We start from the raw sequence: 20,030 nt of genomic DNA, 5'->3' as shown, positions 1-20,030 counted from the left end.
TTCGATGAAAAACACCGCTGCACTGTCACTCGCCCTGATGCTCGCCGCCAGCCTGCTCAGTACGCTCACCCAAGCCGCAGGCGACCCTGAAGCCGGCGCGAAAATCTTCCCGCGTTTGTGTGGCGGCTGCCATCAGGTCGGCGAATCGGCCCGTCCGGGGTTTGGCCCGCAACTCAACGGCATCATCGGCCGGCCTGCCGGGACGTCAGCGAATTACGTGTATTCCGATGCGATGAAGAACTCGGGAGTGACCTGGGATCGTGAAACGCTGATCGCTTATCTGAAGGATCCGAAAGGTGTGGTGCCCGGTACGCGGATGATTTTCTGGGGGCTGAGTGATGAAGAGAAACTCGATAATCTGCTGGCTTACCTTCAGACCTTCTCGCAATAACTGTAGGAGCTGCCGCAGGCTGCGATCTTTCGATCTTGCTGTTAAAGGTCAAGAGCAAAAGATTGCAGCCTGCGGCAGCTCCTAAACGTGGCAGGGGTTAATACTCTGGCTGGCAAACCACGCCATCACCACATCGCACGCCGGATTCGAAGCCGCCGCAGGCTGCAAACACAACGAATAAACCCCACCCGTCCTCAACGGCTCGCCAAACGGCACCACCAACACCCCGCGCTCGATCGACTCCGCCGCCAGGGTCATGTCCGTCACCGCCACGCCCAATCCTCGCGCCGCCGCATCCAGTGCCAATTCATCAAGGTTGAATGGAATGTGCCGGTAATCCTCCAGCGGCTTTCCATCGTTGGCCGCCAGCCACTCAATCCACGCCTGACGATCGGCCGAGCGATGCAGTAACGGGAAGCGCAGCAACTCGTCGACCGAGCGCGGCGCCCCGGCGAGGGTGGGCGAGCACACCGGCACCAGCGTTTCCTCGAACAGCGTCAGGCAATCCGGATCGCTCGATACCTGCGGCAAGTAAAGAATGTAGGCGTCACTGTCATTGCCCGGCTCAACCACTTCAGTGGCGACCGTTTCTATCGCCAACGACACTTCGGGATGGCGCAGATAGAAGTCGCTGAGTTTCGGCAGCAACCAGCGCACCGCCAGCGATACATGCATGCGGATGCGAAACGGCCGTTTCTGCGGGGCGAGGCGTTCTTCGAGGGTTTTCAGTTGGTCAAGGATGCTGCGGGCGCTGGCCAAAACCTGCTCGCCCTCTGCGGTCAGGCTAAGGCTGCGGCTGCCGCGGATAAACAGAGCGACATTGAAGTGGCTTTCCAGTTGCTGGATCTGTCGGCTCACCGCGCTTTGCGTCAGACACAGCGTCTGCGCAGCGCGGGTGAAGTTGCCACAACGGGCGACTTCAACCAGCGCCTGGAGGGCTTGCAGCGAGGGAATGTGGCGAATTTTATCCATGCGTTTTCAGAATGGCTCGATGATTTTATAGCGTTGGTCGGTGCGCTGAAGACCTTATAGATTCTAGCTCTGGCGGTGAGCTTCTCAAGATGTGCATGCGATTCACGCATGACGCTGTTTCAGAAGCAAGCCGCAGAACGACAGTCGAATGAGGTGAGGCATGGAAAACGTATGTGGCTGGATCGCGCAGGCCGGCAGTTCGCCGCAGCGTGGTCGCCTGAGCGGGGCGCAAAAAGCCGATTGGCTGGTGATCGGCGCCGGGATCACCGGACTCAGTGCTGCGCATGCCCTGGCCGACCTGCACCCGCAGTCGCGCATCGTTGTAGTGGATCGGCAGCGCGCGGCGCAGGGCGCTTCGGCGCGCAACTCGGGGTTCGTCGTCGCCCATGAACACCCGGCGCACAGCGAGTTGATCGGCGCGCCGGGGTTTGCCGGGTTCGAGGTCGACACGATGATTTCCCGCGCGGCCAGCGAAGAGGTCCGGCAACAGATCGCCCGTCATGCGATCGACTGCGATTTTCGTGACAGCGGTTATTACTTTGCCGTCAACGACCGCGCCAAGCTCGACCATGTCGATGCCAAACTGGCGACCCTGCGTGCCCTCGGCGCTCGCGCGGAGTTTGTGCAAGGCGCGCCACTGGCGCAAAAACTCGGCACCCCTCACTACGAGGCAGCCATCTGGTGTGGCGAGGGCAACGCTCTGTTGCAACCGGCCAGGTACGTGAAAGGTTTGCTCAATGCCCTGCCGGGCAATGTCACGGTTTACGAAAACACTGACATCACCGGGTTGGAGCGTCTTGCGCAGGGACGACTGCGTGCCAGCGGTGTGCAAGGCAGCATTGAAGCCAACCGGGTTCTGGTGTGCCTGAACGCGTTTATTCCTCGGGTCGGGATCGGCGACAGCGCGACGTTCCCAATGGAACTCAGCGCCAGCCTCACGCGACCGCTGACCGATGACGAGTTCAACGCTATCGGGGCGGTGGAGCCCTGGGGCGTGCTGTCGACGCGACCGCTGGGCGCCACGGTGCGTCTGACCCCGGATCGCCGCGTGATGATCCGCAACACCGCTGAATACCGCACGCGCGATCTTTCCGGCAGCGAACTCGCGGTTCGTCGTCAGCATCATGTGCGCGGCTTGCAACGGCGCTTCCCGTTCCTCGGCGAGCAAGACATTCAGTACACCTGGACCGGCCACTTGAGTGCGAGCCGCAGTGGCCAGGCGTTTTTTGATCGGGTGCAAGAGGGCGTCTTCGCCGTGGCCGGCTGCAATGGTTCGGGGTTGGCGCGCGGGACGTTATGGGGGCGGCTGCTCGCGGAACTGGCCTCGGGTGTCGACTCGCCACTATTGCAATCGGTGATGCAGCGCGCTGAACCCGGCTGGCTGCCGCCGCGTCCGTTTTTCGACATCGGTGCCATGCTTCGCATGCGCGTGGAGGCGGTCAGGGCCAGAACAGAAATCTGAATTTCCACCGATCGCACAACAACAAAAGCCACTCAACACAGGTGACAGACCATGCGCATCAAACCACTTTCCCTGGCCGTCGTACTCGCGGCAGCATCGACGGCGGCCATCGCCGACGAAACCGTGAACATCTCCAACTGGAACAGCTACATCGCCCCGGACACTCTGGCCAACTTCACCCAGGCTACCGGCATCAAGACCACCTACGACATCCACGACAGTAACGAGGTGCTGGAATCGAAGTTGATGACCGGCAACACCGGTTATGACGTGGTCAGCCCGTCGAACCACTTTTTGTCGCGCCTGATCAAGGCCGGTGCCATCCAGAAACTCGACAGATCGCAATTGCCGAACTGGAAAAACCTTGACCCGGTCCTGATGCAGAAACTTGAAGTCAACGACCCCGGCAACCAGTACGGTTACCCGTATATGTGGGGCACCGCCGGCATCGGTTATAACGTCGAGAAGATCAAGGCGATCTTCGGCAACACCGACGTCACGCGCTCCTGGAAGCTGTTGTTCGACGAGGAGAGCATCAAGAAACTCAGCCAGTGCGGCGTGGCGTTCATTGACAATCCGACGCAGGTGTTGCCGATCACCCTCAACTATTTGGGCCTGCCACCGCACAGCCACGAGCCTGAAGACTACAGAAAAGCCGAACAGGCCTTGTTGAAAATCCGCCCGTATATTCAGTACTTCCACGCCTCGAAATACATCAGCGATCTGGCCAACGGCAACGTCTGCGTGGTGATCGGTTTCAACGGCGATATCGTCCAGGCGGCCGCCAGCGCCAAAGAAGCCAAAAACGCTATCGACATCGCCTACTCGATCCCCGACGAAGGCACGACGTTGTGGTTCGACATGCTGGTCATGCCGAAGAACGCACCGCACGAGAAGAACGGCTATGCCTACATGAACTACCTGCTTGAACCGAAAGTCATCGCCAACATCAGTAACAGCATTCATTACGCCAACCCTAACGCCGCGGCCAATGAATTTCTCGACCCGGACGTGAAGCAGGATTCAGCGATCTATCCGCCGAAAAGCGTGATGGAGAAGTTGTTCACGGTGGAGGAGCTGCCGGCGAAGATTGCGCGGCTGACGACGCGGTTGTGGACCAAACTGAAAACCAATACCTGACCACGGATGTGGCAACACGGCGCTGGCCGGGCTGAAGAATTTACGGTATTGCTGAAGGTGTCGTCATACCGGCGCATTCAAGGAACTCACCATGAAATCTCTGCTATTGGCAGCGCCGCTGTTACTGGCCACCGGGCTGGCCCACGCCGGCATTCCCCTTTTCAACGCCACGTGCCCGGGCAAGATCGAAGTGCACGCCGATCAAGGCGGGCCGATCTACATCAATGGCAAGGAAGGCAAGTTGAAGAAATTCAATGAGAACTACTTCGAAGCCAAAGGCGCGGGTGTGACCATTTCCCTGAGCATCAATCCCGACGGTTCGCCTGCGGTGTCGTACACCGGGAAGAACAGGGCCAACGGGATTTGCGAAGTGCAGACGGGCTGATCACGCTACCTGATTGCGGCCCGCCGCCTTGGCCTGATACAGCTGCTGATCGGCGCGTTTGATCAGGGCGCTGTGGCTATTGTCCGCCGGGTCTGCCAGGCCGACGCCGATGCTGACGGTCACAGGGCCGACAGTCGGGAAGTGCGCTTGAGCAACCGCCGCGCGGATCTTCTCGGCGACCACTTCCGGGGTGTCAGGCTGGGCGATTTCCGGCAACAGCACGGCGAACTCTTCGCCGCCATAACGGGCGACGAAGTCGGTGGTGCGCAGGCTGCTCTGAATCAACTGCGCCAACTGTTGCAGCACCTCATCGCCCACCGCGTGACCGTGCGTGTCATTGATACGTTTGAAGTAGTCGGCATCAATCAACAGCAGGGCAAACGGTCGCCCCGTGCGGCGGAACAGCAGTGTGTATTCGGTGAGTTTTTCGTCGAAACGGCGACGGTTGTAAACCCCGGTCAAGCCATCGTGAGTTGCCAGGCTCAGCAATTCGGCATTGGCTTGGGTCAGGGCCGCCGTGCGCTGCGCCACCGTGGCTTCCAGCGAGGCATTGGCCTCTTGCAGTTCACGCTCCTTGCCGAGCAATGATTGCGTCATCGCATCGATGGACTGACCGAGCTGGGCAATTTCCCGTACCGGGTGCTGCAACGGGAATTGTACGCCGGGCTGTTTGTTCTGAACTTGTCTGGCCGAATGCGCGAGCTGTTCGATCGGTCGGCTCAGATACAGCGCCAGATAGTACGCCACCAGTCCAAACAGCACGGCCGCGACCACGCCCAGAATCAGCAGTTTGTAGAGCAGCAGCCGCGCCGGTTGCAGTGCAGTTTCCAATGGCTGGCGCACGGCAATCGACCACGCCAGCGCTGTGCTCGACGGCGTTGGTACGGTGACCACGCTGGTGAGGAAGCCGTTACCTGCCGTCCAGCCCTGCACCTTCGAATCCGTCGCCGCCAGTTGCTGGCCCGCCAGCGCTTCCGGATAGAGAATCTTGCCATCGTGATCGATGATCAACGCCTCGATATCCGGCGTTGAGTTTTTATGTGAAAACGCCGCCGACTCGACAATGCGTGTCACCCAACTCCAGTGTGCGTGTGCGCCCAATACCCCAATCACCTGACCGTCGGCGTTATGAATCGGCGCGGCGAAGTCGATGAACCGCAGTGGTTCACCGTTCGGCAGCCCCGGCAGCATCTTCGCCAGCAGCACCGCCTCATGGGGATCGCCGGTGTACTCACCGCGCAACCCGGCCTGGAACCACGGTCGCGGTTGCACCGATTGGCCGACCAGCAAGCCGTTGACTGCCTGATGCACCTTGCCCTCGGCATCGGTGACGCCCATCCACGCATACTCGGCGCGGGCCTCGGTGCGCAGTTGCATCGATTTCAGAATCGCCGGATTGTCCAGATCACCACGCTCAAGATGCGGCGCGCGGCTGAGCAGATAGACCTCCAACTGGCGTTCGCGCAGTTGTTCACCCAGTAACGATGCCGCCGAGCGTGCTGTGTTGAGCAAGGCATTGCCGCTGGCCTGCTTCATCTGCTCCGTGGCGATGTGACCGACATAGAAGCCTACGCTGAGCAGTGTCAGCAGGGATAAACCGGCAAACCAAAGGGTGAGGTGGCTACGCAGACTGGCTTTGAGCATGGGCAGGCGAGGTCTGTTTTGGAGTTGTGGCCGCATGGTATGCGCAATGGGCGGTGGGTGGCCAGTCTGGGAATGGATGGCGGCGGACGTGAAAAAGCCCGGCTGATCAGGCCGGGCTCTTATTGCGATTGCGATGAAGCCGTTGAGTTAGGCGATGCGGCGTTCGATCAGACGATCAGCGCCACCCTCGGCAACACGGCGCTCGAGCAGACGATCAGCGCCACCTTCGGCAACACGGCGTTCGAGCAGACGATCAGCGCCACCTTCGGCAACACGGCGTTCGAGCAGACGATCAGCGCCACCTTCGGCAACGCGGCGTTCGAGCAGACGATCAGCGCCACCTTCGGCAACGCGGCGTTCGAGCAGACGTTCAGCGCCACCTTCGGCAACACGGCGTTCGAGCAGACGTTCAGCGCCACCTTCGGCAACACGGCGCTCGAGCAGACGATCAGCGCCACCTTCGGCAACACGGCGTTCGAGCAGACGATCAGCGCCACCTTCGGCAACACGGCGTTCGAGCAGACGATCAGCGCCACCTTCGGCAACGCGGCGTTCGAGCAGACGATCAGCGCCACCTTCGGCGACACGACTTTCAATCAACTTGTCCGAGCCGCCTTCAGCGACCTGGGTGTGTGCCGCAGTGGCGGCAAAAGCGTTAATGGCGAAAACCGAGAATGCGATGCCGAGCAGGGTTTGGCGTTTCATGATCGTGTGCTCCAAGGGGTAGTTGTTTGTCTGGAGCCGATGTTACGCCGTGGATTTTTTATGAGAACTTCATTGCCGTGATGGTAAACATCGACCGCAATGATGGTTCACCCATTCCCTGTAGGAGCTGCCGCAGGCAGCGATCCTTTGATCTTTCTCAGTGCGACTTCGCCGCCCGAACACACAGTTCACCAGTAGCCCGCGTCAGCGCCAGTTCATGCAGCGCATCGTGGCTCAGGCCACTGCGCGCCTTGGCCAGCCACGCCGGGCAATTCGCGTCATGGCGATACGGAGTGAACTCGGCGTATTGCTGCAGCAGGCGGGTTTGCAGTTCATCCAGACGCGGGCGGATCTGCTTGCCCAGATCGGGACGCGGTGTGTCCGGCGCGGTACCGGCCGCTTGCCACTGTGCGAGCAAACCGTACTGCACCAGCTTGTTCGCTTCCATTTGCGCAGCAATCAGTTGCGCCACGTCCTCCGGGTCGAGTTTGTGCTCGGCGGCCAGCGCTCGGGCATTGGCGATGACCTGCGCTTCACGCGGGCTGTCCTGAATCGGCTTGCCGCTGTCCCATTTGGTCAGCGCGACAAGATCGCCGATGTTCAGGCGTTCGTTCAGCGTTTCCAGCAACGGCTTCAAGGTTTCGGCGGGCACATCGGCGTGGGCGCTGGTGGCGAGCAGGGCGAGGAGGGTGCCGGTCAGCAGGTGGGCAACGTGCGGCATGAACAGAGCCTCAATGAGAGAAATGAAAGTGGGCAATTGTTTACCACAGCCCTGAACCGGGGCCTACAGATCCGTGGCAATTACACAGGCACGGGCACCGCTGATAAACACCGATTTGAAATGTTAATTGCGCCCCGCGTGCAACTCACCGAAGCTATCCTCCATCAGCCCTCCCGCCGTCGAGATGGACCTTTATTCAATGCAAGCCGCCGCCCAACGCCCACTCTGGCACACCTACCTGCTGTTCCTCGCACCCATGGTGCTGTCGAACTTTCTGCAATCGATGTCGGGCACGGTCAACAGCATCTACATCGGTCAGATGCTCGGCACCCAGGCGCTGGCGGCGGTGTCGGGGATGTTTCCCATCGTGTTTTTCTTTATCGCGCTGGTGATTGGCCTCGGCGCGGGCGCCGGTGTGTTGATCGGTCAGGCCTGGGGCGCGCGTGAGCCGCATATGGTCAAGGCGATTGCCGGGGCAACGCTGTTGCTGGGCGTGTTGATCGGTCTGGCGGCTGCGGTGTTGGGCAGCGTGTTCGCGCGCCAGGCGTTGACGGGGTTGGGGACGCCGGCGGATGTACTGGACGACGCAGTGGCGTATGCCCATGTGATGATGTGGATCTTGCCATCGCTGCTGGTGTTTGTGTTGTTCACGCAGCTGTTGCGCGGGGTCAGCGATACGCTGTCGCCGTTGCTGGCGTTGATCGTATCGACCGGTGTCGGGCTGGCACTGACGCCAGCGTTGATTCGCGGCTGGTTCGGCCTGCCGCAACTGGGCATTCAGAGCGCGGCGTACGCGGGGCTGGCCGGTAACCTGGCGGCCATGGCGTGGCTGGCGTGGCGCCTGATTCGCAAGGGTCATCCGCTGGCGCCGGACCGGGAGTTCTTCGCTGCGCTGCGGCTCGACGGGGCCATTCTCGGCAAGGTGTTGCGCATCGGCCTGCCGACCGGCGTGCAGATGATTGTACTGTCGCTGTCGGAGCTGGTCATTCTGGCGCTGGTCAACCAGCACGGCTCGCAAGCGACGGCCGCGTATGGCGCGGTGACGCAGATCGTCAATTATGTGCAGTTCCCGGCGTTGTCGATTGCGATCACCGCGTCGATTCTCGGCGCACAAGCCATCGGCGCCGGGCGATTGGAACGCATGGGGCCGATTCTGCGCACCGGGCTGCTGATCAACGTGTGCCTGACCGGCGGCCTGATCGTGCTCGGCTACCTGCTGTCGCACTGGTTGCTGGGGCTGTTCCTGACCGAGGACTCGACCCGGGCAATGGCTGAGCATCTGCTGCACATCATGCTGTGGAGCCTGTTGGTGTTCGGCTTCCAGGCGATCATTGGCGGCATCATGCGCGCCAGCGGCACGGTACTGGTGCCGGTGATCATTGCGATCATTTGCGTGGTCGGTGTGCAACTGCCCGCGGCGTACTGGCTGGACGGGCAATATGGTTTGCAAGGCGTGTGGATGGCGTTTCCGGTGGCGTATCTGGGGATGCTGGTGCTGCAGACCTTGTATTACAAACTGGTCTGGCAGCATCAGAAAATCGAGCGTTTGGTGTAGGCGCTGGCGCAACGGGCGGATGTTTGCTTAAGTCAATCGAGTCCCTCGACGGCAAGCCTCGCCCGGAGAATCCCATGTCGATCCGATTGCTGCTGGCTGCCGCGTGTTCGCTGTGCGTCGTCTATGCCGCGCAGGCTGTCGAATACACGCGGGTCAACACCACTGCCAGTCAGATCAGTTTTACCTACAACCAGATGGGCGCGCGGATGTACGGCACCTTCGGCAAGTTCGAGGCGACGCTGGACTTTGACACCGACAACCTCGCCAACGCCCACGCCACGTTGCATATCGACCTCAACAGCATCGATGCCGGCAGCGAAGACGCCAACACCGAACTGGTGAAACCGGCGTGGTTCGACACTGCCAAATTCCCGGTCGCGGTTTTCGAATCCAGCCACTTCACCCAAGTGGCCGAGCACCGCTACCTGATCGCCGGCCAGCTCACCCTAAAAGGCATTACCCGCGAAGTACAAGTGCCGGTGGAGCTGAAGCCGGACAGCGCCATCGGCATTTTCGACGGTGAACTGGTGCTCAAGCGCGACGAGTTTGGCCTCGGCGCGGGGGAGTGGGCGGACACGGTAGTGTCCAAGGACATCGCCATCAAATTCAAAGTGGTGGCGCCACAGCAGTGACGCCATCGGTTTCGATCAATACGCCCGCCAGTGCCCCGGCACCCAGCGCCATTGGTTGCCGCCCCAGCGATAGTGCCCGGCAACCCAGTGATAACCCGGCGCCGGCATCACCGGAACGACTTCGACCAGCGGCGGAGGCCGATGCGGACGGGCCGGCTCGACGACGCAACCGGACAACGTAACGGTCAGCAGCGTGGCGGCCACCAGTGCTTTAACGGTTTTCGACATGGTGGTGTTCTCGCAAGAAGTGGTGGACAGGCTGTTGCGCATTCATCGCACCCAATGCCCCTCGACCCAGAACCAGTTGGGCCCGCGCGCCTGCCAGTGCCCGGGTTTCCAGCGCGCGCCGTACCGCACAGGTTGCCAGTGGCCGGGCATCCATACATAACCGCGTCCTTGCCAGCGCCAATGACCTTGATCCCAGACATAACCGGGACGTGCGCCGGGCATCACTTCCATGCGCATCGGCGGAGGGGCTTGCTGGACGATCACCACCGGTTGCGCAAACACCGGGGCGCTGCTCAGCGCCGCCAGCGTCACCGGCACCAGCAACAGGGTTTTTCGCCATTTGGACAGGGAACGCAAAACGCTCATGACAACTCCTCAAGGCCTGCGTCGAAAGTGAACGCAGCTGCAGAATTGGATGCCTGATTTGCGAAAGATCCCGTCTGCGGCGGATGAAATTTTTTTCAGGCACGGCGCGCTCCCACCTTCGATTTCGTTGCCAATGCAGGCTGGCCCAGCCCACAAGGTATGATGTCGCGGTTTTCCGTCGGAGTTCGCCTGTCATGCCACGCATCACCCACTACAAATCCCCATGCCCCGAAGGCGTCAACAGCCAGATCCTGCAGATGGTCGTCGACTACCTGACCGACATCAGCGCGGTCGGTCTTGGCCCGAGCAACCTGCTGTACAACGTTTATCAGTACGCGGTCGGTTATGAGGTGCATCTGTATCTGGAAGCGTTGAATGGCGAGAAGGGCACCGATGTCGAGTTGCTGGTCGCCACCGACGAGGATGATCCGGAGCAAGTGGTCGGTTTCCTGTTGTACCTGCCGGTGCAGGGCGACTGGGAAGCCTGCAGCGTGGCCTACATGGCGGTGCGCGAAGGGCATCGGCGTCAGGGCGTGGCGCGGGCGATGATCGCTGAAATGGTCGGGCGTTACCCCCATGCGGAACTGGCCTGCACGGTCGGTAAAGTGCCGTACTTCGAAGCGTTGGGCTTTGAGGTGATTGGCCAGCGTGAAACCCAGGTGTTGATGAGCACCCGGCATTACCGCAGCAATGGCCTGCGCGGATTTATCGACACCACGCCGATTTACCGGTCGCTGGAAGTGCAGCAGATCCATACCTATCTGCTGCAGAAAAACGGCAAGCGGGCGATGCTCGACGCTGAGAAACAGCGCGACCGACACCTCGATCAGACCACTCGCCATGTCGAGGAGTTTGTCCGGCAACGCCTGACCCTGCACTGATCTCTCATCGGTAAAAAGCCCTTGCTGTGAATCGCCCAGCAAGGGCTTTTTTCTGTCCGCGATTCAGCCGAGTTTGACGTTCATGGTGATGCGCGCCGTGAACACTTTTTTGCCCTCGGTATCGTGAATGTCGACGTTGACGATCTTGTCGCCCTCGCTTTGCCAGTCCACGCCTTCACCACTGGCCACCGCCGTCACATCGGTTTTCGCCTTGGCCAGGTACTCAACGGTCATGCCTTTCGGGATCCAGCGTGCGCCGGCGGGGATCGACACATCGGTCATCATCCCGGCAGCGAGTTCTGCGGCGTTGCACATGGCAATCGCATGCACGGTGCCGAGGTGATTGGTGATCTCACGACGGAACGGCACCTGTACCGTTGCCGAGTTCGCCCGTAACTCGGTCACCAGTGGGTTGATGCTGCTGAAGTACGGCGCGACCTGGCAGGCCATCTGGCTGAATGCCTGCGGACCGGCGCTGTTGAACATGCTGAGAAACTGACTCATGGAAAGCCTCGCGAGAAGTGATTTTGCAGAATGATGTTCCGTTACAGAATAATATTCTGTAACGGAACGGTATTCTGTCTGCGGGAAATCTGTCAACCTGAGCGTGTTTTGTCAGGGGCGCACTGTGGCCCTTCCAACCTCTACTTTCTGGCTGTGAGCACCATGGACACCGCAGACTTACTCGAACGCAGCTACCCCGGCCGGCGCGCCGAACTCAAGCGCGATATCTTTCGCAAGGCGTTGAGCCTGTTCAACGAGCAGGGGATCGAAGCCACCACCATCGACATGATTCGAGCCGAGTGCGATACCAGCGTCGGGGCGATCTATCACCATTTCGGCAACAAGGAGGGTTTGGTCGCGGCGCTGTTTTTCACCGCGCTGGAGGATCAGGCGCGTCTGCGAGACACGTATCTGGAGGCGGCGAAAACCACCGAGGAAGGTGTGCAGGCGCTGGTATTCAGCTACGTCGATTGGGTCGAACGCCAACCGCAATGGGCGCGTTTCCAGTACCACGCGCGGTTTGCTGTCACCAAGGGGCCGTTCAAGGATGATCTGGCCGAGCGCAACAAGGCGCGCAATGTGCGTCTGCGCGACTGGCTGGCCGAATCGGGGCGCGCAGACGAACTCAAGGCGCTGCCCGCCGAACTCTTGCCGTCATTGATCATCGGTCAGGCCGACAGTTACTGCCGCGCCTGGTTGGCGGGACGGGTGAAGGGCAGTCCGGCGGACTATCGCGAGTTGTTGGCACAAGCGGCCTGGCGCTCGATTCGCGCCGATTCGCTGGCGGACAGCTGATTGACGCAGACAAAAAAAGAGCCTCAAAGCTCTTTGATGGGGAGGAAGTGGAGCCCGTGAGCACCCCGTAGGAGCCTTCGGCAGCTCCTACAGGGGAACGGCGGTATCAGCGGGCGCCGGGCCAGCCTGCCTTGGCGAGCGCGGCGAGCAGGGTTTCGGCGTCCAGACCCGGCACCGAATGTCCGTTGCCCTCGGTGCTGTCGCTGGCCAGCAACGCATTGATGATCGCTTCTTCAACCGCCTCGGTCGCGGCCAGGAACAGCTCGCTGATGTGATCATTGTTGACCATGCGCAAGCCGTCGCAGGTTGGCGCGCCTTTGCCTTCGTAGGCAGCCGGCGGTACGTGATCATTACCCGTGGCGAAAGCGATGAAGATGTCGCCGCTGTGATCCTCGTTACCGCCACCAGTCCGCGCCAGACCGAGGCTCGCGCGCTGCGCCAGACGTGTGCACTGATGCGGCAACAGCGGCGCATCGGTGGCCAGGCAGACGACGATCGAACCCATGCCTGGATGCGGCAACGATGCCCGCAAGAATGGCGAATCTTTCTGTTCCATGTAGCGCCCGACCGGGTAGCCATCGACCCGCAACTCGTTGCGAATGCCGTGATTGGCCTGCACGATCGCGCCCACAGTCCAGCCGCCCTGAGCACTACTCAAACGGCGTGACGCGGTGCCGATGCCGCCCTTGAATTCATGGCAGATCATGCCGCTGCCACCGCCGATTGCGCCTTCCACGACGGGACCGTTGACGGCTGTGCTCAACGCTTCGGCGACGTGCTCTGGCTGGACGTGAAAGCCGTTGATGTCATTGAGCAAACCATCAAAAGTTTCCAGCACCACTGGCATGTTCCAGTAGAGACGACCGTCGTCGGGTTGCTGCTGGCGATCCAGTGCTACCAAGGCATCACGCACCACACCGAGGCTATGGGTGTTGGTGAATGCAATCGGGCTGGTCAGCAGGCCTGCCTCGCGAATCCATTCAAGACCGGTGGCATCACCATTGCCGTTGAGCACATGCACGCCGGCAAAGCACGGCTGCTGATTGGTCGAGCCCGGGCGCGGTTCGATCAGCGTGACACCGGTGCAGATGTCGCGTCCGGCACTGCTGCGTCCGCGCACGTTGCTGTGGCCGACGCGCACGCCGGGGACATCGGTGATGGCGTTGAGCGGGCCAGGAGGTAGTTGGCCAATGCGGATGTTGAGGTCACGGGCACGAGGTTTCATCGATGGTTGTCTCTCTAAAAAGGGTTGTACACCGTCCCTGTGGGAGCAAGCTCGCTCCCACAGGACTTTGTGATGTCTTCAAAACGGGATTACTGGCCGTTCTTGACCTTGCTCCACACCCGCGTACGCACGCGCTCGGTGGCTTTCGGTAAAGGTTCAAGGGTGTACAGCGTGGCCATCGCGGTGGCAGACGGATAAACCGCCGGGTTGTCCCGCGTGGCTTCGGCCACCAGCGGTGTCGCCGCGCGATTGCCGTTGGGGTACGACAGATGATCACTGACCGGCGCGATCACTTCGGGGCGCAGCAGATAGTCGATAAACGCCAGCCCTTGCGGCCGGTTCGGCGCGTCTTTGAGCAGCACCAGCGTGTCGAACCACACCGGCGCGCCTTCCTTGGGCAGGCTGTAGGCGATTTTCACGCCGTTGTTGGCTTGCTCGGCATTGGTCTTGGCTTCCAGCATCGCCCCCGACCAGCCCACCGCCACGCAAATGTTGCCGTTGGACAGGTCGCTGATGAATTTCGACGAGTTGAAGTAGGCAATGTGCGGGCGCAGTTTCAGCAGCAGCGCTTCGGCTTTTTTATAGTCTTCGGGATCGGTGCTGTTCGGTGGCAAACCGAGGTAATGCAGGGCGACCGGCAGCATTTCCGACGGCGAATCGAGCATCGCCACACCGCACTGGCCGAGTTTGGCGAGGTTGTCTTCGTTGAACACCAGATCCCACGAATCCACCGGTGCTTTGTCGCCTAGCGCCGCGCGCACCTTGTCGACGTTGTAACCGATGCCGTTGGTGCCCCACAGGTACGGCACCGCGTACTGATTGCCGGGATCGTTGTTGGCCAGTTTCGCCAACAGACCGGTATCGAGATTCTTCCAGCCCGGCAGTTGGTCGCGCGGCAGCGGCGCGAGGGCGCCGGCCTTGATCAGCGTCGGCAGGCTGAAGTTGCTTGCCACCACCACGTCGTAGCCGCTGCGGCTGGTCATCAGTTTGCCTTCGAGGACTTCGGCGCTGTCGAAGGTGTCGTAGACCGGCTGGATCCCGCTGTCGCGCTGGAAATCGTGCAGGGTATTCGGGCCGATGTAGTCGTACCAGTTGTAGACGTGCACGCTCGGTGCGTCGGCGGCCATGGCCATCGAGGTGACGCCAATGCCGGCCAGCAGGCCCAGTGGAATACTGAGGTTGATACAGCCTCGGTGACGACGCATGATGCGGCACTCCTGGCCTGTGCAGGCCGGTGATGAACAGGAGTGGTCAGCCTATCGGGCCGGCCAGGCCTGACCCATTCCCATCATGGGTTACTCAAAAGGGGTAGTGCGTGGACGCGTTGCTGCAGGAGTTGCCAGTGCATCAAAGCCTGGCCCGGGTATTTGCCGGTGTTGGCCAAGAGGGTTTCTGGCGCGCGCTGGTCGACACGTTGCGTTTGCTGGTGCCGCTGGACAACGCGCTGGTGGCGTTGATGCAAGCGGGGCAGGCGCCGCAGTTGCTGATCGACTTCGACAGCAAGGGGCGCCCCGACGAGCAGGAAGAACTGGCCAGTTACACTGCCGGAATGTACCTGCTCGATCCGTTCTATCAGGCTGCGTCGACCGGTATTGCCGACGGCTTGCACAGCCTCGCCTCGGTGGCGCCGGACCAGTTTCTGCACAGCGAGTACTACCAGAGCTACTTTCGCTCGGTGGTGGGCGAAGACGAGTTGCAGTTCATGATCAACGTCGAAGGCGGCGTGCTCGGTTTGTCATTGGGTCGTTCGACGCCGTTCGACATGGCCGAGCAGGGCCGGTTGCTGTGCGTGCGTGACTGGGTGATGGCGGCGATGCGACGGCATGTGCAGTTGCTGCCGCCGCAGGGCGCGGTGGCGGAAGCGGTGGTCGGGGATCTTGCGACGTTGCTTGACCGCTTCGATGCGCGGCTGACCGCGCGTGAGGTCGATACGGCGCGGCTGATCTTGCAGGGTTTTTCCAGCAAGGCGATGGCCCAGCAGATGGGCATCTCGCCGGAGACGGTCAAAGTGCATCGACGCAATCTGTATCACAAGCTCAATGTCACCGGGCATGGCGAGTTGTTTGCGCTGGTGTTGCGTCAAAACTGACCTTGCCCATTGCTCAGTGCACGATATCCAAGTGTAGGAGCTGCCGAAGGCTGCGATCTTTTGATCTTGTTTTTAAAAGCAAAAGATCGCAGCCTTCGGCAGCTCCTACAGGGGATTGTGGGGTGTCAGATAGTGCGCTGGAAGACTAAGGCCTTGAGGCCGCTTTCAGGGTCTATGTCCGGAAACTCCGGTGGATTCTCCAACCGCTCTACAAAGCGCAGGCTCGGCGCTTCCTGCGTGACACCCTCAATCAGAAAATCCGAACCGAACGCCGGGTCATTCATGCACGCCAGCACCGTGCCTTGCGCCGTGAGCAATTCCGGCAAACGACGCAGCACGCGCTGGTAGTCCTTGGTCAGCAGGAAACTGCCTTTCTGGAACGACGGCGGATCGATGATCACCAGGTCATATGGGCCGCTGTTGATCACCTTGCCCCAGGACTTGAACAGGTCGTGACCGAGGAAACTGACTTTGCTCAGGTCATGGCCGTTCAAGCGATGATTGTCGCGGCCACGGCTCAGGGCCGCGCGGGACATGTCCAGGTTGACCACATGGCTGGCGCCACCCTCGATGGCTGCCACGGAAAAACCGCAGGTGTAGGCAAACAGATTCAACACGCGCTTGCCGCTGGCCTGTTCGCGCACCCAGTTGCGCCCGTAACGCATGTCGAGAAACAGCCCGGCGTTCTGCTTGCGGCCCAGATCGACGCGGTACTGCAAACCGCCCTCGACGATGCTCATTTCGTCGATCTCGTCCCCCAGCAGCCATTCGGCGGTGCTTTGCGGCAAGTAGCGATGCTGGATCAGCAAGGTGTGTGCGCCAGACTGTTTCCATTCGGCGGACCCTGTGAGTGCCAGCAGCAACGCTTTGAGATGTTCCAGTTGCTCAGGCACCGGCTCCTTGAACAGTGACACCAGCACCACGCCTTGCAGCCAGTCCACGGTCAACTGCTCCAGCCCCGGCCAGCAACGACCGCGCCCATGGAACAGGCGACGGGTTTCGCTCGGTGCGGCCGCGAGTGCCGGCAGCAGATGGGCGTGGAGGGTGGCGAGGGCTTCAGGGTTCATCGGTCAGGATCGGCAAGCAAAAGGGCCGGCATTTTAACCACAAATACGCCGCTGCGAACGATTGCCGCTGACGGGCAAAACGACGTTTCGCAAAAGACCTGTATCAAAAATGAATTTCTGCAGAGCCCGCCGCTCATACCAGATAAGCAGCGGATTCAAGCCGCTAAATCGTTAATGTAATTCAGGGAGTGCAGTTCCATGTGCCCAACACCGACGGCGGACGCGCACCTTCCTGACGGATTGATTCTGGTGGTTGAGGATGATCCGTTGATTCTGGAGTTTCTCTGCGAAATTCTTCAGGAGGAAGGTTTCAAGGTCGAGCCGCAAACCAGTGCCGACGCCGCATCACTTTACCTTGAGCAAAACGCCCCGAACGTGGCGTTGCTACTGACCGACATCACCATGCCCGGCACCCTTAATGGCGCCGACCTGGCCAACCTCGTCGGCGACCGCTGGCCGGACAAACCGGTGATGGTCATGTCCGGCTATGAAACGCCCGAGACCTCCGGGGTCAAGTATCCGGTGGCGTTCATCAAAAAGCCCTGGGCCATCGGTCAATTGCTCGACTGCGTCGACAGCGCTTTCAAATCCAAGGCGCCGCGCCTGCACTGACACGCTGGGTGAATCGACCGGGCAAGTGCTACATTGCTTGCCCGGTTTTTTGCCAGAGGATGCGAACTTTTGTCTGCTCACGATGCTGTATTCGATCGCGCGTTCGGCGCGTTTCTGTTCGACATGGACGGCACTGTCCTCAATTCCATCGCCGCCGCCGAGCGGATCTGGTCAGCCTGGGCAGTGCGCCATGACGTCGATGTGGAAACCTTTTTGCCAACCATTCATGGTGCGCGCGCCATCGATACCATCACGCGTCTGAACCTGCCGGGGGTCGATGCCGAGGCGCAAGCGGCGTTCATCACCGAGGCGGAAATCGAAGACGTCGAAGGCATTGTCGAGATTCCCGGCGCGGCGGCTTTTCTCAACAGTCTGCCTGCTGATCGCTGGGCGATGGTGACGTCGGCGCCACGGGATCTGGCGTTGCGGCGGATGGCGGCGGCGGGGATTGCGGCACCGGCCGTGATGATCACGGCTGAAGATGTGAAGGCCGGCAAACCTGATCCGGCCGGCTATTTGCTGGCGGCCAAACGTCTTGGTCTGGATGCGCGTGATTGCCTGATCTTCGAAGACGCCACCGTCGGCATTCAGGCTGCCGAAGCGGCCGCTGCATCGCTGATGATCATCACCACTACACATCAGCATCCGCTGGAAACCGCCCATGCGACGTTGGCCAGTTACGCCGACATCCGCGTCGAAGTCGACAGCAACGGCCAGCTTCACCTGCACCGCAACTGACACCACACAATCCCTTGTAGGCCTTCGCCTGCTCGCGATAGCGGTGTGTCAGACACACAGATTTGACTGACACACCGCTATCGCGAGCAGGCTCACTCCTACAGGGACGGTGTTCGCAGATCAGTAAACGCCCGGCACCAAACGCCAACTGCGCGCGCAATAAGCGTCGTACTCCGCCCCAAACTGCGCACGCAGCAGCGCCTCCTCCGAATGAATCCGGGCAATCAACGGGATTAACGTCAGCGCCGCCAGCATCAACCCGACCACCGAACGAAACGCCAGCGCCCAGCCCACGGCATTGACCACCAGCCCCAGATAACTCGGATTACGCAGGTGTTGATAAATGCCATCGGTCACCAGACGGTGCCCCGGCTGAATCGCCACCAAGCCACTGAAACGCCGCCCCAGCACAAACACCGGCCACAGTCGCAGCGCGCCGCCGACGATGAACAGCAAAGTGCCGAGCCAGCGCACGCCTTCACCGCCCACCGTCCAGAAGTTCATCCGGTCGCAGTAGGCCGGCAAAAAACCACTGAGCAGCCCGATCACACCAAACGCGGGAATCACCCAACGATTGGCGCGATCTTCACGTTCGCCAGAACTGAGGTTGACCTCACTGAACAGCGAGGCGATCACCATGGCCACCGTCGCCAATGCCACGATCACCAATGAACCGTGGGAAAAGAACATCGCCACACCGCCAATGCCCCAAACCGCCAGCCCCAGCCAGGCGAGGGTGGCGAGTACCGCGACGACGGTCATTTGCGCAGACATTTTCATGGCGAACTCACAACTGGGTGCGTATCCGTTGAGTGTAGATCCGCCACAAAACCCGTGGGAGCGAGCCTGCTCGCGAAGGCGTTGGGTCAGTCAAATTCGATGTTGGATGTACCGGCCCCTTCGCGAGCAGGCTCGCTCCGACAGGTTATGGGGTAGATTTCAATTCTGTGAACGACACGAATTCCTGTGGGAGCGAGCCTGCTCGCGAAGAGGCCATGTCAGTCAGCAGATACCTTGTCGTCAGTCAGTACCTTTCTGAACGTCTCCACCAATGGCCGCAAATTGATCCGGTGCCACGCCGCCCATAGCGGCGTGGTCAACCTCAGCCATGGCAGTTCACGCAAAATCACACCCGGCGGGGCGTTATGGCTCAGGCCTTTCTGGATCATCGCAATCCCCAACCCCGACGCCACCAACCCCAGCGCAGTAAACGGCTCGGTCGCCTGCATGCGCACATCCGGGGTGAAGCCGGCGCGGATGCACGCGCTGGCAAACTCACTATTGGCATCCTGGCGCGGCTGCACGCCGATCCATTCCTGATCAGCCAGATCCTCGGGATTCAACGCCGCTTGCTGCGCCAATCGATGGTGTTCCGGCAACGCCAGCAGCATCGGCTCATCCAGCACCTGAAAGCCCAACAGATCAGGGTCGTCATCGGTCGGCGGCTCACTCACCAAGGCAATATCGAGGCTACGCTGTCGCAGGCCCTCCAGTTGCTCGGCGGAGTTGAGGTTGTACAACGCGACGTGCACATTCGGCCGCTCGGCGCGCAACACGCGCAGGGCATTGGGCAGGATGCCGGCGTGCATGGCGTTCTCGATATAGCCGATGCACAGGCCACCTTCTTCGCCGCGGCCGAGGCGTTTGCCGAGGGATTCCAGGCGATTGGCGTGGGTGAGCAGGGCACGGGTTTCGGCGAGGAAAGTCTGGCCGTCGCGGGTCAGGCGAATGCGTTGCTGGCTGCGCTCGAACAGCGTCAGGCCCAGGCGTTCTTCGAGCTGGGCGATCTGCCGGCTCAGGGGCGACTGGGAAATATGCAGCCGTTCGGCGGCGCGGCCGACGTGTTCTTCCTCGGCGACGACAACGAAGTAGCGCAACTGGCGGATGTCGATCATGTCAGACCTTCAGGGACTCAAGT

23 protein-coding genes are annotated in these 20,030 nt (G+C 60.9%); 11 read left to right on the top strand and 12 right to left on the bottom strand.

Going from position 1 to position 20,030, the window contains the following annotated elements; genetic code table 11:
- The first annotated feature begins 4 nt into the window (after window positions 1-4).
- Window positions 5-391 (top strand): cytochrome c family protein, encoded by a 387-nt coding sequence (locus tag P3G59_RS18110; RefSeq protein ID WP_277758383.1) that lies wholly within the window; start codon window positions 5-7, stop codon window positions 389-391.
- A gap of 81 nt (window positions 392-472) precedes the next feature.
- On the opposite strand, the gene P3G59_RS18105 is transcribed toward P3G59_RS18110, so the two are convergent.
- Window positions 473-1,363: a LysR substrate-binding domain-containing protein gene (locus tag P3G59_RS18105; RefSeq protein ID WP_277758382.1), complete on the bottom strand. Its 891-nt coding sequence runs from the start codon at window positions 1,361-1,363 to the stop codon at window positions 473-475.
- 160 nt (window positions 1,364-1,523) lie between these two features.
- On the opposite strand from P3G59_RS18105, the gene P3G59_RS18100 reads away from it, so the two are divergent.
- The 3 genes from P3G59_RS18100 (at window position 1,524) to P3G59_RS18090 (ending at window position 4,350) form a co-directional block, all read left to right on the top strand.
- Window positions 1,524-2,825 carry an FAD-binding oxidoreductase gene (locus tag P3G59_RS18100; RefSeq protein WP_277758381.1) on the top strand — a complete coding sequence of 434 codons (1,302 nt, stop codon included), beginning with the start codon at window positions 1,524-1,526 and terminating at the stop codon, window positions 2,823-2,825.
- 51 nt (window positions 2,826-2,876) lie between these two features.
- Complete coding sequence (locus tag P3G59_RS18095) at window positions 2,877-3,965, top strand: polyamine ABC transporter substrate-binding protein (protein ID WP_277758380.1); 1,089 nt, start codon at window positions 2,877-2,879, stop codon at window positions 3,963-3,965.
- A gap of 91 nt (window positions 3,966-4,056) precedes the next feature.
- Window positions 4,057-4,350, top strand: a complete 294-nt coding sequence (locus P3G59_RS18090) for a hypothetical protein (RefSeq protein WP_277758379.1) — start codon at window positions 4,057-4,059, stop codon at window positions 4,348-4,350.
- On the opposite strand, the gene P3G59_RS18085 is transcribed toward P3G59_RS18090, so the two are convergent.
- The 3 genes from P3G59_RS18085 to P3G59_RS18075 form a co-directional block, all read right to left on the bottom strand.
- Window positions 4,351-5,994, bottom strand: a complete 1,644-nt coding sequence (locus P3G59_RS18085) for a diguanylate cyclase (RefSeq protein ID WP_277758378.1) — start codon at window positions 5,992-5,994, stop codon at window positions 4,351-4,353.
- Window positions 5,995-6,141: 147 nt separating this feature from the next.
- Window positions 6,142-6,699: a phage infection protein gene (locus P3G59_RS18080; protein ID WP_277758377.1), complete on the bottom strand. Its 558-nt coding sequence runs from the start codon at window positions 6,697-6,699 to the stop codon at window positions 6,142-6,144.
- Window positions 6,700-6,856: 157 nt separating this feature from the next.
- Window positions 6,857-7,420, bottom strand: a complete 564-nt coding sequence (locus P3G59_RS18075; RefSeq protein WP_277758376.1) for a chorismate mutase — start codon at window positions 7,418-7,420, stop codon at window positions 6,857-6,859.
- Between the two features lie 199 nt (window positions 7,421-7,619).
- On the opposite strand from P3G59_RS18075, the gene P3G59_RS18070 reads away from it, so the two are divergent.
- Both P3G59_RS18070 and P3G59_RS18065 read left to right on the top strand, forming a co-directional pair.
- Window positions 7,620-8,975, top strand: a complete 1,356-nt coding sequence (locus P3G59_RS18070; protein ID WP_277758375.1) for an MATE family efflux transporter — start codon at window positions 7,620-7,622, stop codon at window positions 8,973-8,975.
- 74 nt (window positions 8,976-9,049) lie between these two features.
- Entirely contained in the window at window positions 9,050-9,607 is a 558-nt protein-coding gene (locus P3G59_RS18065; protein WP_277758374.1) for a YceI family protein, read from the top strand.
- Between the two features lie 15 nt (window positions 9,608-9,622).
- On the opposite strand, the gene P3G59_RS18060 is transcribed toward P3G59_RS18065, so the two are convergent.
- The gene (locus tag P3G59_RS18060; RefSeq protein WP_277762176.1) at window positions 9,623-9,835 is read right to left on the bottom strand and encodes a YXWGXW repeat-containing protein; all 213 of its coding nucleotides are present in this window, start codon (window positions 9,833-9,835) and stop codon (window positions 9,623-9,625) included.
- A gap of 42 nt (window positions 9,836-9,877) precedes the next feature.
- Complete coding sequence (locus P3G59_RS18055; RefSeq protein WP_277758373.1) at window positions 9,878-10,201, bottom strand: YXWGXW repeat-containing protein; 324 nt, start codon at window positions 10,199-10,201, stop codon at window positions 9,878-9,880.
- 194 nt (window positions 10,202-10,395) lie between these two features.
- Between P3G59_RS18055 and P3G59_RS18050 the strand changes: the two genes are divergently transcribed.
- Window positions 10,396-11,082 (top strand): GNAT family N-acetyltransferase, encoded by a 687-nt coding sequence (locus tag P3G59_RS18050; protein ID WP_277758372.1) that lies wholly within the window; start codon window positions 10,396-10,398, stop codon window positions 11,080-11,082.
- 63 nt (window positions 11,083-11,145) lie between these two features.
- Here P3G59_RS18050 and P3G59_RS18045 read toward each other — a convergent pair whose 3' ends face one another.
- Entirely contained in the window at window positions 11,146-11,586 is a 441-nt protein-coding gene (locus P3G59_RS18045) for a hotdog fold domain-containing protein (RefSeq protein ID WP_277758371.1), read from the bottom strand.
- 162 nt (window positions 11,587-11,748) lie between these two features.
- Between P3G59_RS18045 and P3G59_RS18040 the strand changes: the two genes are divergently transcribed.
- On the top strand, window positions 11,749-12,381 hold the full coding sequence (locus P3G59_RS18040; protein ID WP_277758370.1) for a TetR/AcrR family transcriptional regulator: 633 nt from the start codon (window positions 11,749-11,751) through the stop codon (window positions 12,379-12,381).
- Window positions 12,382-12,487: 106 nt separating this feature from the next.
- On the opposite strand, the gene P3G59_RS18035 is transcribed toward P3G59_RS18040, so the two are convergent.
- Both P3G59_RS18035 and P3G59_RS18030 read right to left on the bottom strand, forming a co-directional pair.
- Window positions 12,488-13,606, bottom strand: a complete 1,119-nt coding sequence (locus P3G59_RS18035; protein ID WP_277758369.1) for a P1 family peptidase — start codon at window positions 13,604-13,606, stop codon at window positions 12,488-12,490.
- An 89-nt stretch (window positions 13,607-13,695) separates the two neighbouring features.
- Entirely contained in the window at window positions 13,696-14,811 is a 1,116-nt protein-coding gene (locus tag P3G59_RS18030) for an extracellular solute-binding protein (RefSeq protein ID WP_277758368.1), read from the bottom strand.
- Between the two features lie 110 nt (window positions 14,812-14,921).
- On the opposite strand from P3G59_RS18030, the gene P3G59_RS18025 reads away from it, so the two are divergent.
- Window positions 14,922-15,695, top strand: a complete 774-nt coding sequence (locus P3G59_RS18025; RefSeq protein WP_277758367.1) for a helix-turn-helix transcriptional regulator — start codon at window positions 14,922-14,924, stop codon at window positions 15,693-15,695.
- 125 nt (window positions 15,696-15,820) lie between these two features.
- Here the strand turns inward: P3G59_RS18025 and P3G59_RS18020 are convergent, their stop codons facing one another.
- Entirely contained in the window at window positions 15,821-16,762 is a 942-nt protein-coding gene (locus P3G59_RS18020; RefSeq protein WP_277758366.1) for a class I SAM-dependent methyltransferase, read from the bottom strand.
- A 198-nt stretch (window positions 16,763-16,960) separates the two neighbouring features.
- Between P3G59_RS18020 and P3G59_RS18015 the strand changes: the two genes are divergently transcribed.
- Window positions 16,961-17,374 (top strand): response regulator, encoded by a 414-nt coding sequence (locus tag P3G59_RS18015; protein ID WP_277758365.1) that lies wholly within the window; start codon window positions 16,961-16,963, stop codon window positions 17,372-17,374.
- Between the two features lie 69 nt (window positions 17,375-17,443).
- Window positions 17,444-18,112 (top strand): HAD-IA family hydrolase, encoded by a 669-nt coding sequence (locus P3G59_RS18010; protein ID WP_277758364.1) that lies wholly within the window; start codon window positions 17,444-17,446, stop codon window positions 18,110-18,112.
- A gap of 120 nt (window positions 18,113-18,232) precedes the next feature.
- Here the strand turns inward: P3G59_RS18010 and P3G59_RS18005 are convergent, their stop codons facing one another.
- Together P3G59_RS18005 and P3G59_RS18000 are read right to left on the bottom strand one after the other, a co-directional pair.
- On the bottom strand, window positions 18,233-18,892 hold the full coding sequence (locus P3G59_RS18005; RefSeq protein ID WP_277758363.1) for an isoprenylcysteine carboxylmethyltransferase family protein: 660 nt from the start codon (window positions 18,890-18,892) through the stop codon (window positions 18,233-18,235).
- A gap of 218 nt (window positions 18,893-19,110) precedes the next feature.
- Window positions 19,111-20,007 carry a LysR substrate-binding domain-containing protein gene (locus P3G59_RS18000; protein WP_277758362.1) on the bottom strand — a complete coding sequence of 299 codons (897 nt, stop codon included), beginning with the start codon at window positions 20,005-20,007 and terminating at the stop codon, window positions 19,111-19,113.
- Between the last annotated feature and the right edge of the window lie 23 nt (window positions 20,008-20,030).

The sequence above is a fragment of the Pseudomonas sp. A34-9 genome (genome assembly GCF_029543085.1).
Classification (GTDB): Bacteria; Pseudomonadota; Gammaproteobacteria; order Pseudomonadales; family Pseudomonadaceae; genus Aquipseudomonas.
This window is presented reverse-complemented; position numbering and strand designations above follow the sequence as displayed.

Excerpts from the sequence above, each read along its gene's own strand:
- P3G59_RS18110 (WP_277758383.1), top strand. The coding sequence starts at position 5 with ATGAAAAACACCGCTGCACTGTCACTCGCCCTGATGCTCGCCGCCAGC.
- P3G59_RS18105 (WP_277758382.1), bottom strand. The coding sequence starts at position 1,363 with ATGGATAAAATTCGCCACATTCCCTCGCTGCAAGCCCTCCAGGCGCTG.
- P3G59_RS18100 (WP_277758381.1), top strand. The coding sequence starts at position 1,524 with ATGGAAAACGTATGTGGCTGGATCGCGCAGGCCGGCAGTTCGCCGCAG.
- P3G59_RS18095 (WP_277758380.1), top strand. The coding sequence starts at position 2,877 with ATGCGCATCAAACCACTTTCCCTGGCCGTCGTACTCGCGGCAGCATCG.
- P3G59_RS18090 (WP_277758379.1), top strand. The coding sequence starts at position 4,057 with ATGAAATCTCTGCTATTGGCAGCGCCGCTGTTACTGGCCACCGGGCTG.
- P3G59_RS18085 (WP_277758378.1), bottom strand. The coding sequence starts at position 5,994 with ATGCTCAAAGCCAGTCTGCGTAGCCACCTCACCCTTTGGTTTGCCGGT.
- P3G59_RS18080 (WP_277758377.1), bottom strand. The coding sequence starts at position 6,699 with ATGAAACGCCAAACCCTGCTCGGCATCGCATTCTCGGTTTTCGCCATT.
- P3G59_RS18075 (WP_277758376.1), bottom strand. The coding sequence starts at position 7,420 with ATGCCGCACGTTGCCCACCTGCTGACCGGCACCCTCCTCGCCCTGCTC.
- P3G59_RS18070 (WP_277758375.1), top strand. The coding sequence starts at position 7,620 with ATGCAAGCCGCCGCCCAACGCCCACTCTGGCACACCTACCTGCTGTTC.
- P3G59_RS18065 (WP_277758374.1), top strand. The coding sequence starts at position 9,050 with ATGTCGATCCGATTGCTGCTGGCTGCCGCGTGTTCGCTGTGCGTCGTC.
- P3G59_RS18060 (WP_277762176.1), bottom strand. The coding sequence starts at position 9,835 with ATGTCGAAAACCGTTAAAGCACTGGTGGCCGCCACGCTGCTGACCGTT.
- P3G59_RS18055 (WP_277758373.1), bottom strand. The coding sequence starts at position 10,201 with ATGAGCGTTTTGCGTTCCCTGTCCAAATGGCGAAAAACCCTGTTGCTG.
- P3G59_RS18050 (WP_277758372.1), top strand. The coding sequence starts at position 10,396 with ATGCCACGCATCACCCACTACAAATCCCCATGCCCCGAAGGCGTCAAC.
- P3G59_RS18045 (WP_277758371.1), bottom strand. The coding sequence starts at position 11,586 with ATGAGTCAGTTTCTCAGCATGTTCAACAGCGCCGGTCCGCAGGCATTC.
- P3G59_RS18040 (WP_277758370.1), top strand. The coding sequence starts at position 11,749 with ATGGACACCGCAGACTTACTCGAACGCAGCTACCCCGGCCGGCGCGCC.
- P3G59_RS18035 (WP_277758369.1), bottom strand. The coding sequence starts at position 13,606 with ATGAAACCTCGTGCCCGTGACCTCAACATCCGCATTGGCCAACTACCT.
- P3G59_RS18030 (WP_277758368.1), bottom strand. The coding sequence starts at position 14,811 with ATGCGTCGTCACCGAGGCTGTATCAACCTCAGTATTCCACTGGGCCTG.
- P3G59_RS18020 (WP_277758366.1), bottom strand. The coding sequence starts at position 16,762 with ATGAACCCTGAAGCCCTCGCCACCCTCCACGCCCATCTGCTGCCGGCA.
- P3G59_RS18015 (WP_277758365.1), top strand. The coding sequence starts at position 16,961 with ATGTGCCCAACACCGACGGCGGACGCGCACCTTCCTGACGGATTGATT.
- P3G59_RS18005 (WP_277758363.1), bottom strand. The coding sequence starts at position 18,892 with ATGAAAATGTCTGCGCAAATGACCGTCGTCGCGGTACTCGCCACCCTC.
- P3G59_RS18000 (WP_277758362.1), bottom strand. The coding sequence starts at position 20,007 with ATGATCGACATCCGCCAGTTGCGCTACTTCGTTGTCGTCGCCGAGGAA.